General features: G+C 36.9%; 11 protein-coding genes. All 11 read right to left on the reverse strand.

Annotated elements, in window-relative coordinates; all coding sequences use genetic code 11:
* Nucleotides 1-19: 19 nt before the first annotated feature.
* A complete protein-coding gene (locus Y7E_RS0122065; protein ID WP_017153410.1) occupies nt 20-331 on the reverse strand; it encodes a heavy metal-binding domain-containing protein in 312 nt (103 codons plus the stop codon).
* Nucleotides 332-470: 139 nt separating this feature from the next.
* Nucleotides 471-2,186, reverse strand: coding sequence for an ABC transporter ATP-binding protein (locus Y7E_RS0122070; protein ID WP_017153411.1), 1,716 nt, complete (start codon nt 2,184-2,186; stop codon nt 471-473).
* A 235-nt stretch (nt 2,187-2,421) separates the two neighbouring features.
* Nucleotides 2,422-2,826: a GtrA family protein gene (locus Y7E_RS0122075; protein ID WP_017153412.1), complete on the reverse strand. Its 405-nt coding sequence runs from the start codon at nt 2,824-2,826 to the stop codon at nt 2,422-2,424.
* 3 nt (nt 2,827-2,829) lie between these two features.
* Nucleotides 2,830-3,807 carry a glycosyltransferase family 2 protein gene (locus Y7E_RS0122080; RefSeq protein ID WP_017153413.1) on the reverse strand — a complete coding sequence of 326 codons (978 nt, stop codon included), beginning with the start codon at nt 3,805-3,807 and terminating at the stop codon, nt 2,830-2,832.
* Nucleotides 3,808-4,053: 246 nt separating this feature from the next.
* Nucleotides 4,054-5,256 carry a PDZ domain-containing protein gene (locus tag Y7E_RS0122085; protein WP_081584721.1) on the reverse strand — a complete coding sequence of 401 codons (1,203 nt, stop codon included), beginning with the start codon at nt 5,254-5,256 and terminating at the stop codon, nt 4,054-4,056.
* A 96-nt stretch (nt 5,257-5,352) separates the two neighbouring features.
* Entirely contained in the window at nt 5,353-6,789 is a 1,437-nt protein-coding gene (locus Y7E_RS0122090; protein ID WP_017153415.1) for a S41 family peptidase, read from the reverse strand.
* Between the two features lie 118 nt (nt 6,790-6,907).
* A complete protein-coding gene (gene ftsX, locus Y7E_RS0122095; protein WP_017153416.1) occupies nt 6,908-7,801 on the reverse strand; it encodes a permease-like cell division protein FtsX in 894 nt (297 codons plus the stop codon).
* A complete protein-coding gene (gene ftsE / locus Y7E_RS0122100) occupies nt 7,791-8,477 on the reverse strand; it encodes a cell division ATP-binding protein FtsE (protein ID WP_017153417.1) in 687 nt (228 codons plus the stop codon). Before ftsE ends, ftsX begins: the two co-directional genes overlap by 11 nt.
* Nucleotides 8,478-9,110: 633 nt before the next feature.
* Nucleotides 9,111-9,434, reverse strand: a complete 324-nt coding sequence (gene cccB / locus Y7E_RS0122105) for a cytochrome c551 (RefSeq protein ID WP_017153418.1) — start codon at nt 9,432-9,434, stop codon at nt 9,111-9,113.
* Between the two features lie 607 nt (nt 9,435-10,041).
* Nucleotides 10,042-11,143 (reverse strand): peptide chain release factor 2 gene (gene prfB, locus Y7E_RS0122110; RefSeq protein WP_154652054.1). Its coding sequence is split into 2 segments (ribosomal slippage): nt 10,042-11,070 and nt 11,072-11,143, totalling 1,101 coding nucleotides; the frame shifts between segments, so codons are not numbered across the junction.
* A gap of 164 nt (nt 11,144-11,307) precedes the next feature.
* Complete coding sequence (gene secA, locus Y7E_RS0122115; RefSeq protein WP_017153420.1) at nt 11,308-13,818, reverse strand: preprotein translocase subunit SecA; 2,511 nt, start codon at nt 13,816-13,818, stop codon at nt 11,308-11,310.
* Nucleotides 13,819-14,086 lie beyond the last annotated feature (268 nt).

Consider the following 14,086-nt stretch of genomic DNA (forward strand, 5'->3'; position numbering starts at 1 on the left):
GCACGGCTTTTTTGACGCTTTATACACGGACAGCTGTACCGCTGACCGCAACCATTAACATTCCTTCGCGAACTACTTCATAATCCACGTCAATGCCTACAATTGCATTCGCACCTTTTTGCTTCGCAAGAGATTTCATCTCTTCCATCGCAATGTCGCGTGCTTCTTTTAATTTACTTTCATATGCACCAGAACGGCCACCGACAACGTCACGAACAGAAGCGAATAAATCGCGGACGATATTTGCACCCATAATTGCTTCTCCGTTTACAATATCAATATACTCGATAATTTCTTTCCCTTGAATAACAGAAGTTGTTGTTACGATCATCTTTTACAGCCTCCTATATATGTATCTTTTTGTTACCTACCTATATGGTACGCTAATTCTTTTTAAATTACATATACAAGGTCTTTTTATTTGTGACAGCAACCGGAACATTCCGTTTTCTATTTGCCTTATTTCATTCTTAAGAACTAAACTGTGCTTCGTATAACCTGCTATATCCTCCGCTTTGTTCGATTAATTCTTCATGTGAACCTTGTTCCGCAATACCATCCTTATTTACAACGACGATGCGATCTGCATTTTTAATTGTTGCAAGTCTATGCGCGATTACTAATGTTGTGCGGCCAACTGATAATTCAGCAAGTGATTTCTGAATCGCTAGTTCCGTTTCTGTATCAAGCGCAGAAGTTGCTTCATCTAAGATTAATATTGGTGGGTTTTTCAGGAACATACGAGCAATTGCTAGACGTTGTTTTTGTCCTCCTGAAAGTTTCACGCCTCGCTCACCAATGACTGTATCTAACCCGTCTGGCTGCGAGTAAATCAAGTCTTCTAACTGTGCACGCTTGACCGCTTTCCAAATTTCAGCTTCTGAAGCTTGTAAATCTCCGTAAGCGATATTCTCTCGGATTGTTCCAGAGAATAAGAATACATCTTGCTGCACAATTCCAATTTGCTTACGAAGTGATGATAGTATCATGTCCTTTGTATCAATACCATCGATTGTGATGGAACCATCTGCAAGCTCATAGAAACGTGGCAATAAGCTACATAATGTTGTTTTCCCAGCACCCGATGGTCCAACAAAAGCAACCGTTTCTCCCGCATGGATTTTCAAATCAATATTTTTTAAGATCGGCTCTTGTTTGTCATATCCGAAAGTGATGTTCTTATATTCAATATCACCATGTACATGTTGTACTTCGATTGCATCCTTAGAATCTACAATATCAGGTTCTGTTTCAAGAAGTTCTACATATCTTTTAAAACCTGCAATCCCTTTTGGATAGCTTTCAATCACCGCATTAATCTTTTCAATTGGACGGAAGAAAATATTCGTTAATAATACAAAACCAATAAATCCGCCATATGTTAATTCTCCTTGCAATACAAACCAAGTCCCACAGATTAAGACAAACAATGTCACAAGACGCATCAGCATATAACTAATCGATGAATTTAAAGCCATGATTTTATACGCCATCAGCTTTGTCGTACGAAAACGAGCATTATTTACTGCAAATTGCTCTTTCTCAAACTTTTCGTTTCCGAATGCTTGGACAACACGAATTCCGCCAACATTATTTTCAATACACGCATTAAAATCAGCTACATCTGAGAATAAACGTCTAAACGTCCCTGTCATCTTACGATTGAAATAAAGTGCTAACCAAAGTAAGAATGGAATAACTAAGAACGTAAGAAGTGCTAACTTCCAGTTAATGATCATCATAAATGAAAAGGCCCCAATTAAAGTCATAATCGCAATAAATAAGTCCTCTGGTCCATGATGGGCAATTTCACCAATTTCCATTAAATCATTTGTAAGACGTGAAATTAAATGACCTGTCTTGTTATTATCAAAAAATCGAAATGATAGCTTTTGAATATGATTAAATAACTTTTGACGCATATCTGTTTCAATATTAACACCAAGCATATGGCCCCAATATGTAACAATATATTGCAGTCCTGCGTTTAACACATAGATTGCTAATAGACCTATACAAGCCCATAAAATAAGTGTCCAATCTTGTCCTGGCAATAATTTATCAATAAACTGATTCACAATAAGCGGAAACCCAAGTTCAAGTAACCCCGCAATTACAGCACAGGAAAAGTCGAGCACAAATAAGCCTTTATATGGCTTATAGTAAGAAAAAAATCGACGCAGCATAAAGTTCCTCCTTCATTCAAAATAAAAGAACTTTGCATAATAACAAAGCCCTAACAATTGATAAACATTATCAATTACATCATAACAACGTTCACGTTATCTGTCCACGATACTGCTCTTTAAGCAAACAGCTGGTTATTCGATCAGTGAAGTACTCTTACCTACGAATAGCTAAATAAAATAACAAAAAACGCACAGACTCTATACGAGTGCTGTACGCTTTTTGTTATTTACACTATGCTTGTTTAGAATTACTTGTTTGAAATACAATATATTTACTTGCAAAATAATTCATCACAATGACAATACCATTTGCAATAATTTTAGCAATTAAATCATTCCAACCTAACCATTCAATTAAAACAATCATACTCACAATATCAATCACATATGAAAGTCCACGGAAGAATGTAAAAGATGTAAATTCTTTTATTATAGAAATTGCACCTTTTTGTTTGCTATTAAAAACATATAATTTATTCGTGATAAAAGCAAAGATGACAGAAACAATCCAAGCAATTGTTGTTGCCATTTTATAATCCATTTGAAAAGCCTTTGTAAGAAAAGCATAACATCCAATATTAACAAGTGTAGTAAGAACACCAAAAACAAGATAGTTAATCAGTTCTTTTTTCTTCATAACTTATACTCCTCTTTTTTGGGATGCTACTCGCTCTACTTCATTCTGTACTTTTTCATTATTATATTCATTCACAAAGTATAAAGGACGCTTTTTCGTCTCATTGAAAATTCTTCCTAAATATTCTCCAATGATTCCTAATGAAATTAACTGAATACCACCTAAAAACAGGATAGCTGTCATAAGTGATGGATACCCTTGAACAGATTCACCAAATACTAATGTTTTCGTAATGATCCAAATCATATAAATGAATGCAAACACCGAAATCACACAACCAAAAAATGCAGATAGTCTTAAAGGTGCTGTTGTAAATGAAGTAATTCCTTCTATTGCTAAATCAAATAACTTTAAATAATTCCACTTTGTTTCTCCAGCCGCTCTTGGGTCTCGATCAAACAAAATCTCTTTTTTCTGATACCCAATCCAGCTAAACATTCCTTTTGTATATCTTTGTGTCTCACGTAATTGTTTTAAAGCTTCAACGCATCTTCTATCTAACAACCTAAAATCTCCGGTATTTTTTTGAATTTGAATTTTAGTTGTTTTTTGTAGGATTTTATAAAATGTATTGGCAGTCCACTTTTTAAACCATGTTTCTCCTGATCGACTACGACGTCTTGCAAAAACATCGTCATAACCCTCTTCCCAATATTTAATCATTTCTGGGATTAATTCAGGAGGGTCTTGCAAATCTGCATCAAGAATAATAACCGCATCACCTTGTGCATAATCTAAACCTGCAATCATAGCAGTTTCCTTACCGAAGTTTCTAGATAAATCTACATAAGAAATACGCTCATCAAATGCGCGTAAAGATTTAATAATCTGTACTGTATTGTCACGACTTCCGTCATTGACAAATAAAATCTCAAATTCATAATTTGAAATTGAGTTCATCACTTTATTTAATCTATTATAAAGCTGGTCAAGCACTTCTTGTTCATTATAAGCAGGAACGAGAATTGTTATCTTTTTCATACCTTTTCTCCTTTCTAAAAACCTTACTTATTAAACCATCATTACTGTCCACAACCTATACATTATAACAAATCCCGGTCTATCATTGTTATCCTTTTTCATTCTTGTTATATTTCGATTACATTTATTATTCAGTATTCAATAAGGCATTTATTTTCTTCTATACCTACATTCCAAAAAAAACACCCCCTTTCTTTTATCTGCGTAAAAACAAATAAAAATAGGGGATGCTTTTCTAATATCTATTTAAATCGCTTCCGTATCCCACTGATGTTCCTGCTGAACAAACACAATTCCTAATTCATGATGTCCCCCTGCGTACAGTGCATTCTGAACGAGACGAAGCTCACCTTTTGTATCCAGTACTTCTAATTTGCAAAATGCCCCTGTCGTCTTAGACTGCAATGCTTTATAAAACTCTTCTGTACTCCTCGGAATCACACCATTTACTTTCGTAATTACCTCTCCAGGCTTCAAATTCATTTCTGCACCGACTGTATTCGGAATTGTACCTAACACAACCAATCCATCATCGCGCGCTGCAAAGTACGCCGGACGCGTTTCATCAGCTATCCGTTCTCTGATCGCAATAGTAAAACGACCAAGCATTGCAACTCCCATCGCAATAATTGCTAAAACAGACCACCAATAACTGACTACACCTAAAATAAGAACAAGAGCCGCTAATCCAAATATGCGTCTTCCTGTAAATAATAATGCTGTCGTCGGCTCCTCACTTCTAATTGTTCGCATAAAACCAATTAAAAACGGAACAAGGAATAAGGAGTACATTTGTGAACCAACAGAAACGACTGGCCACCACGAAACAAATTGTGTAACAGCATCTCCCGGCACAAGAATAAAAATCGGAACGAGCCATAAACGCTTTGATTCATGCAATCCAATATTTAAACCGCGCTTCCCTTTGCGCATTTTTGGCGTTGAATATCGCACTGCATTTTTCGAAATTAATAATCCTTCTACTACTAACATTAAGCCAAGTAAAACTGCAAGTGATGCAATCGTACTTTCTTCTCCTTCTCCAAACTGTAAGAAAGAGATTGGAAGTTTAGAAGATAATACAGCTGCTACAATCGCTATCCCAAATGTGTAAGCGGCAGATAAATATCTATACCCAGCAGCTAGTCCAAATACTAGTGTCCAAATTAAAATCATCCATATACTCGCTTGCGACAGAACTAGTCCGGCTCCAACTGTTATGATAGATACAATGAATCCATATCCAACTCCTGCAAATAAGGATGTTCGTAATTCAAACAAAACATCATATACTTTAAAAGAAAAATCTTTTCGTTCTCGTAATATACGTAAGTATCCAACAAAAATGCTACTTATCAAAAATACATAGACAGCAGGGTGTAAGAAAAAACGCCCAACTGCTCGCATTATCTCAAAAGACCACGCCTCCACGAACCGATTCACCACCATTTATATAATCATTTCTTTTTATCTTATCACAACTAAACAAACGTTTGTTTAACACGTACAAAAAAAATACAGGCATGTTACTGCCTGTATTTCTTCTTATTTCGCCATTAATTTTAATGCAGCCTGTAATTGTAGATCATTTTCACCAGAGCGAATCTTTTCAATAATTTTATTTTGAATCGCTTCAGCTGTCTTTTTATCAAGCTGACCTGTTACTTCCATTTCATTTGCATTTTGGAATGCTTTTAGCGCTGATTCAGTTTCCTTACTGAAATATCCATCTTCACGTCCGGGTACGTATCCTAAACTTTTCAGCATTTCTTGTGCATGCTTCACTTGTACATCATTTGCATTATAAGAAAGTGTTTTCTCAATTTGAATTGGCGTTGCATGATAGTAATCTGGTTGCTTCACTTCCACTGTTGGAGCAATTCCTTTCTTATGAATCCAATTGCCATCCGGCGTAAGCCATTTAAACATTGTCAGTTTAATATTGCTACCATCTTTAAACGGAACGGCTTGCTGCACAGTACCTTTTCCAAATGTTTTTTCACCAACTAAATCATATCCTTCTCCTTCTTTTAATGCACCTGCTAAAATTTCTGAGGCCGAGGCACTTCCTTTATCAATTAATACGGAAATCGGATATGGTTTTCTCTCTTTTAATGTAGTTGAGAATTTCTTTTTCTCACCATTGCGTTGTTCAACTTGCATCATTGGCTTTTTGTCTGTCATGAGTAATCCTAAAATATCTTGTACGCTATTTAAGTAACCCCCTGGATTACCACGCACATCAATAATAAGACCTGTTATATTTTTCTTTTCAAGTTCTTTTAATTGATCTTTAAATTCTTTCGCTGTATTTTCAGAGAAAGATGTAATTTGCATATAACCAATATTTTTCCCCTTCTCTTCCTTTACAGAACTAAATACAGTGAAAATCGGAATCTTTTCACGCTTAATTTTAAATTCGATTGGATCCGTTACGCCAGGTCGTTTTATTTCAATTGCAACGGTCGTTCCTTTCTTACCACGAATCTTTAAGACTGCCTCTTCACGCGATAAATCTTTTACACTGTTTCCATCTACTGATAAAATTTGATCATTTGGCTTAATGCCTGCTTTTTCTGCTGGTGATCCTTTAATTGGAGAGACAATGATCAGTTTTCCATCCGTTTTGTTCACCTCAGCACCAATACCTTCGAGCTCCGGATCAAGCGACTGTTCAAATTGCTTCGCCGTTTCTTTATCCATATACGTGGAATAAGGGTCCTTCAGTGTAGACAACATTCCTTGTATCGCACCCTCAACTAGCTTGTCGTCCTTCACGTCTTCCACATAACGCGAATCAATCAATGCATACGCTTCATTAATTTTAGCTAAATCCCCTTGCTTCGTGCCGGTACTATCATTTGAAATTGTTTGCGCCATATACGATGGATTGATTCCAAACATATACATACCTGCAAACATTCCGCCAGCACCAATTAAAAATGCAACAACCATTCCAATAATCGCAACTCTACGTTTCAATGCGGAATTCCCCTTTCCAAAACACACAGGTGGTGTAGCAAAAGGCATCACACATTGTGTGATGCCTTTACCTATTTCTACTATATGATAAGCTTGTACGAATTATGTTTGCAACTTTTTATACTTTTAAGAAGCGACGAATTGACATTACACTTCCCCACATACCGATCAATGCACCGATTAATACTAATAAACCGGACAATTGGAATACAAACGGGCTATATGGAAGAAGCTCGAAAATCGTTCCACCAAGCTTTTGGTTAAACATACTTTGAAGTGAGTTATAAATAGATAAAATCACAATAATTGGGAGAATCGAACCGAGTACACCCAAGAATAAACCTTCTAATAAGAATGGCCAACGAATAAACCAGTTTGTCGCTCCAACAAGTTTCATAATTTCAATCTCTGTGCTTCGCGCATAAATTGTAATTTTGATTGTATTAGAGATTAAGAACATTGCTGTGAATAAAAGACCAGCAATTAACACAATCCCAATATTACGACCTGTTTTTACTGTATCAAATAATTTTTCAACTTGACCTTTACCATATTGAACTGTACTTACAAACTGCATTTTTTCAACTTTTTTCGCAATTGTCGCTGTATCTGTTGGTTCTTTCGCTTTTACAATAAATACGTTTTTAAGTGGGTTATCTTGCTCAAATAACTCAAACGTTTTTCCGCTGTCACCTAAACTTTTAATCAAACGTTTTAACTCTTCTTCTTTAGAAGAATATTTAACAGACTCTACTTTTGCAATTTTGCTAAGATCTTCTTCCAATTTCTTTTGATCCGCTTCTTTCGCTGCTGGATCAATGTGTACACGAATTTCTACATCTTGCTCCACTTTCGTTGCGAAGTGGTTCATATTCATAATCGCTGTTAAAAAGACACCTACAAGTAATAATGTAACTGTTACTGCACTTACAGAAGCAAACGTCATCCATCCGTTACGGGATAGATTTTTTACACCTTCTCGTAAATGTCGACTAAGGGTTTTAGTCTTCATATCCGTATCCTCCCTCAATCTCATCTCGAACAATTTTTCCGCCTTCAATCGCAATTACACGATGACGAATTGTATTTACGATATCTGCGTTATGCGTTGCCATAACAATCGTTGTACCACGTTCATTAATGCGTTTAAAGATATTCATAATATCAAGCGCTGTCTCAATATCTAAGTTCCCTGTCGGCTCATCGGCAATTACAACTTTTGGCTTGTTTACAATCGCTCTTGCAATCGCCACACGCTGTTGTTCCCCACCAGAAAGCTCATTTGGAAGCGCATCTGCGCGATCTTCAAGACCTACAAGACCTAATACTTCAGTAACACGTTCACGAATTGCATCAGGTGCTTCTTCAATTACTTCTAAAGCAAACGCTACATTCTCATATACCGTTAATTTAGGTAGCAATTTAAAATCTTGGAAAATTACGCCTAACTGACGACGAAAATATGGTACATCTCGCTCTGCTAACGTTTCAATTATAAGTCCATTCACATTGATAGATCCTGTTGTTGGCTTTTCTTCACGATACATCATCTTAATAAATGTAGATTTTCCGGCTCCACTCGGTCCAACTACGTATACAAATTCACCCTGCTTAATGTTAACTGTGAGCCCATCGATAGCTTTCATACCATTTGGGTACTCCTTATAAACATTCGTCATTCTTATCATTATTTATCACCCAATACTTAATGATTTTTTTCGACATACTTTCTCTGTCTATCTGAACATGAAAGCAAAAGCTTTCACTCTTACTTACACTCTGTTGTACTACAAATCTATAGATGTATTTCTGTTGTTTCAAAGAACAGTGAGAACATTTCCAGCCTATCACTGCTGCTTATGTACATGTTTCAGCAAAATTCTACAAACTACATTGTAACATCATTCGGTTTCCAATTCGGATACAATTTTGTTACAGTTATGTTACAGCATAAAAAGAAACACGAAAAAGCAGCTATCTAGAGCTCTCTTTCATCAATGAAAGGTTCATCTCTATAATCTCTAACTACTATATACTAATCTATAATGCTTTATAAATATTTTCTATTAAAATATAAATCATCTTATAATCTAGCTTTTCATAAAATGAATCAAAAAAACCTTCCGCACAAGAAAGTACAAATCACTTTCTGTGCGAAAGAACCTTAGTCAACGAGGCTAAACAATCGGCTCCGCTTTTCTTTTGTCTAGCTACGGCGGCTAGAATAGTCGGTGGCTTCGCTTCTTCCTACGAGGCAAACTACGCCTCTTCGTCTGAAGCTCCATCCCCCTCACATTCTGAACGAGCCGCTTCCGCTTTTCTTACTTATGTTCTGCTAACCATTCTGATACTTTTTTGGCATCCTCACCTTGGATAAGTCCTGGTGCCATTGTACCGCGACCTTTTTTGATAATATCTTCAATATCCGCCGCGTCGTATTTACCGCCTACTTTTCGTAAATCAGGTCCAGTTGCACCAGATAAATCGTTAGCATGACAACCTGCACAACTTTTTTTGAAAATCTGCTCTGCACTATCTGTACTTGCAGATTGATCAGAAGACTTGCTTTCTTCTTTCTTTCCGCATGCTCCTACAGTAAGAGCTAATGATGTTCCTAATGCAATAGCCAACAATTTTTTTTTCACTTATATCGCTCCCCATTGTTGATATCCTTCTTATTATCGATATAGCTATACTTTCACACAGCTCTCACTTGCCATTATAATAATTTTCCCCTTCTAGAAAAACCAACCTTCATAGGATATTTTTCACAAAAGATATGGGAACCCTACTCATATAAAGCTTTCACCAATTGTTTCAATTCTGTGAACAAATGTAAATTACTATAAAGTGAAACTTTAATCAGTGGGGGTTTTTCTTCATCCCCCCGCTAATTATTAGCCCTCACCAATCGGGCTTTTACAGGCAGCCCGCCTCCCACCTAACTTCTTTGCTCTTGCTGAATTTTGAGATGGTGGTCTCACTGTCCACAAATAGCGAGATGAAGATACTTTTTTTACAAAACAAAAAAGAAAAAAGCCTATCGGGTTTCCTTATCATTTATAGCTTACTTCTTATATTTTCTACTTTTTACAAAACAATATACGACCTTGTATCATAAAACCAAGCCATCAAAAAGAGAAGTTGTCACCCAACTTCTCTTCCTCCTTCTCTTCTCAATACAGACAAGGTATACCTCTTTATACCCTCTATTTCCTCACCGATAGGCCAACAGTCCGTTGGCTTTTTTTCTTAAGAAATACGAGAGCGTAAATACGCATCAATAAATGGATCAATTTCCCCATCCATAACCGCTTGTACATTACCAACTTCCGTATTTGTACGATGGTCTTTCACTAAAGAGTATGGATGGAATACGTAAGAACGAATTTGACTACCCCAGCCAATTTCTTTTTGTTCACCACGGATTTCAGCTAACTCTGCTTGCTGTTCTTCTAATTTCTTTTGATATAATTTCGCCTTTAACATTTTCATCGCATGTTCACGGTTTTTAATTTGTGAACGCTCTGATTGACATGTTACAACCGTATTCGTTGGAGTATGTGTAATACGAACTGCTGAATCCGTCGTATTAACGTGCTGTCCACCTGCACCACTTGCACGGTACGTATCTATTTTTAAATCTTCCGTACGTACTTCAATCTCGACATCATCATTAAATTCAGGTACAACTTCACAAGATACGAACGATGTGTGACGACGACCTGAAGAATCGAACGGTGAAATACGTACAAGACGATGTACACCTTTCTCTGCTTTCAAGTAACCGTAAGCGTTATGACCTTTAATTAATAATGTTACACTTTTGATTCCAGCTTCATCGCCTGGTAAATAATCGACTGTATCTACTTTAAACCCGCGCTTTTCAGCCCAGCGTGTATACATACGTAATAGCATAGAACCCCAGTCTTGTGATTCCGTTCCACCAGCACCTGGATGCAGCTCTAAAATCGCATTATTTTTATCATAAGGATCGCTTAGTAATAGCTGAAGCTCATACTCATTCATTTCTTTAATTAAAGATTTTACTTCAGATTCTAATTCCTCATGTAAATCCTCATCATATTCTTCTTTTAGCAGTTCATGTGTCACTTCTAAATTTTCAAATGTTTCATCTAACTGACGAAACTTCCCAACCATTTCCTTTAACCCATTCGCTTCGTTAATTACTGTTTGCGCACCTTGTTGGTCATCCCAAAAACCTGCACCCATCATTGTTTCTTCTAACTCTGCAATGCGTTTTTCCTTTTCAGGTAGGTCAAAGAGACCCCCTAAAAGCCGCTAATCTCTTAGCCATTTTCTCTAATTCTTGCCTAATTTCCACTAATTCCATGCTCTTCACCTCTATGTAATTGCTTTCGATTTTATATAAAACAAGGGAAACTCCCTCCGCTTGTTACAGAGAGAGTTTGTTCCTTCTTATTATATGAATATTCCTGAAAATTTTCCATTTTGGAAGTGAAACTTTACTGGTTGAACAGTCGGTTCCACTTTTCGTTATTTCCCAATACCACAGCAGTTTTTATATTTTTTACCACTGCCACATTTGCATAGGTCGTTACGTCCGATTTGGTCACCTTTTACGACTGGTTTCTTTTTCGCTTCTTCACCGTCATCTTTTGGATGAACCGCTTCACCTTGAGCTACTTCTTGGCGCTCTAAGTTTTGTTCGATTTCTGCCTTCATAATGTAACGAGAAATTTCTTCTTCAATGGCAGCAATCATTGATTCAAACATTGCGAATCCTTCCATTTGGTATTCACGAAGTGGGTCAATTTGACCGTAAGCACGTAAATGAATACCTTCGCGAAGATGATCCATCGCATCGATATGATCCATCCATTTCGTATCTACAACGCGGAATACAACAACCTTTTCAAATTCACGCATTTGTTCTTCAGGTAGAAGTTTTTCTCTCTCATCATAGCGCTCCATTAACTTCGCAATGATTGGTTCGCTCATTTCCTCTGGCGCAAGACGACGTAATTCCTCTTCTTTTACATCTCCTTCTTCAAGAAGGTTTGTATTTAAGTAGTCAATTAGACCTTTAATGTTCCAATCTTCTTCAATTTCCTCTTGTGTATGAAGGGCAACAGCACGTTCTACAGTAGATTTCATCATACCTTCGATAATGCCACGTAAGTTTTCAGATTCCATTACCTCTTGACGCTGTTTATAAATTACTTCACGTTGTTGACGAAGTACATCGTCATATTGCAGAAGTTGTTTACGTGCATCGTAGTTATTTCCTTCTACGCGTTTTTGTGCAGATTCTACAGCACGAGAAACCATTTTACTTTCGATTGGTTGTGAATCATCCATACCAAGGCGATCCATCATTGCTTTCATATTATCAGAACCAAAGCGGCGCATTAGTTCATCTTCCATTGATAAGTAAAACTGCGTTACACCAGGGTCTCCTTGACGACCAGAACGACCACGTAACTGATTATCAATACGACGGCTTTCATGACGTTCTGTACCGATAACTGCTAGGCCACCAGCTTCTTTTACCCCTTCGCCCAGTTTAATGTCTGTACCACGACCAGCCATGTTTGTCGCAATCGTTACAGAACCTTTAAATCCTGCTTCTGTAATAATATCCGCTTCACGTGCATGGTTTTTCGCATTCAGGACATTATGACGTACACCTTTACGTGTTAACATGTTTGAAATAAGTTCAGATGTTTCAATTGCAACTGTACCAACAAGAACTGGTTGTCCTTTTTTATGGCGTTTTACAATATCCTCAACAACAGCATTGAACTTACCTTCCATCGTTTTAAAAATTAAATCCGCACGGTCATCACGAACAATCGGTCTGTTTGTCGGGATTACAATAACATTCATATTATAAATGTTACGGAATTCCTCTTCTTCCGTTTTCGCAGTACCAGTCATACCTGATAATTTTTCGTACATACGGAAGTAGTTTTGGAACGTAATTGTCGCTAGCGTCATACTTTCATTTTGAATTTCTACGCCTTCTTTTGCTTCAATCGCTTGGTGTAAACCCTCGCTATAACGGCGACCTTTCATAAGGCGGCCAGTGAATTGGTCTACAATTACGATTTCGCCTTCTTGCACAACATAATCTGTATCACGGTGCATAACAACGTGTGCACGAAGTGCCTGATTAATATGGTGAAGAAGTGCAACATGTTTTAAATCGAATAAGTTTTCAATATGGAAAGCTTTCTCTGCCTTCGTAATCCCGTCTTCTGTTAACATGACATTTTTCGTTTTCACGTCAAATGAATAATCCTTCTCATTTTCTAACGTACGAACAAATGCATTTGCAAACATATATAGCTCTGTTGATTTTTGTGCTTGTCCAGAAATGATAAGCGGTGTACGCGCTTCATCGACTAAGATGGAATCGACTTCATCAATAATCGCAAAATGAAGCGGGCGCTGAACGCGTTGCTCCTTATATAGCACCATGTTATCGCGCAAATAGTCAAAACCAAGCTCGTTGTTTGTACTATATGTAATATCAGCAGCGTAAGCAGCTTGCTTTTCCTCACGTGACATACTATTTAAGTTAATTCCTACTGTTAAGCCAAGGAACTCATGTAGTTGTCCCATTTCACCCGCGTCACGCTGTGCTAAGTATTCATTGACTGTAACAACATGAACACCTTTACCTGTTAAAGCATTCAAATAAACCGGTAAAGTAGAAGTTAATGTTTTACCTTCCCCTGTTTTCATCTCCGAGATATTCCCTTCATGTAAGGCAATACCACCCATTAATTGCACAGGATAAGGGCGCATACCAAGAACGCGTGTCGCTGCTTCACGAACAACCGCAAAAGCCTCTGGTAATAGATCGTCTACTGTCTCGCCTTTTGTAAGACGCTCTTTAAATTCAATTGTTTTCCCTTTTAATTGCTCGTCAGTTAACGGTTGAATCGATGATTCTAACGATTCTATTTGATCCACAATTTTCTGCATACGTTTAATTTGGCGCTGGTTTACATCAAACACCTTTTTTAAAATACCGATCATAGGAAATACGCTCCTCTTTTATTAAAATAAAACTTCCGATCGTGCTCTATATTACAGCTCACTAATCAGTCGTTATAAAACGCTAATTTATTTTCTGCTATTTTTTCTCCTAATTAAAAAACAAAAAAGTATAAACCTAATGATAATTGTAACACTTGTTTTATAGCTATGACAACAATCGACCAAATGCATAGTCTAAATTAGCTGAAACTTTGATCAACAGGAGTTTTACTTTCTGTTCAATTATAAGATAGAGGTACCTCTTTCC

The sequence above is a fragment of the Bacillus bingmayongensis genome, assembly GCF_000299035.1.
In the GTDB taxonomy this organism is placed as follows: Bacteria; Bacillota; Bacilli; order Bacillales; family Bacillaceae_G; genus Bacillus_A; species Bacillus_A bingmayongensis.

Bases quoted from the DNA above. Each gene is read 5' to 3' on its own strand.
- Y7E_RS0122065 (WP_017153410.1), bottom strand. From the start codon at position 331: ATGATCGTAACAACAACTTCTGTTATTCAAGGGAAAGAAATTATCGAG.
- Y7E_RS0122070 (WP_017153411.1), bottom strand. From the start codon at position 2,186: ATGCTGCGTCGATTTTTTTCTTACTATAAGCCATATAAAGGCTTATTT.
- Y7E_RS0122075 (WP_017153412.1), bottom strand. From the start codon at position 2,826: ATGAAGAAAAAAGAACTGATTAACTATCTTGTTTTTGGTGTTCTTACT.
- Y7E_RS0122080 (WP_017153413.1), bottom strand. From the start codon at position 3,807: ATGAAAAAGATAACAATTCTCGTTCCTGCTTATAATGAACAAGAAGTG.
- Y7E_RS0122085 (WP_081584721.1), bottom strand. From the start codon at position 5,256: ATGGTGGTGAATCGGTTCGTGGAGGCGTGGTCTTTTGAGATAATGCGA.
- ftsX (WP_017153416.1), bottom strand. From the start codon at position 7,801: ATGAAGACTAAAACCCTTAGTCGACATTTACGAGAAGGTGTAAAAAAT.
- ftsE (WP_017153417.1), bottom strand. From the start codon at position 8,477: ATGATAAGAATGACGAATGTTTATAAGGAGTACCCAAATGGTATGAAA.
- secA (WP_017153420.1), bottom strand. From the start codon at position 13,818: ATGATCGGTATTTTAAAAAAGGTGTTTGATGTAAACCAGCGCCAAATT.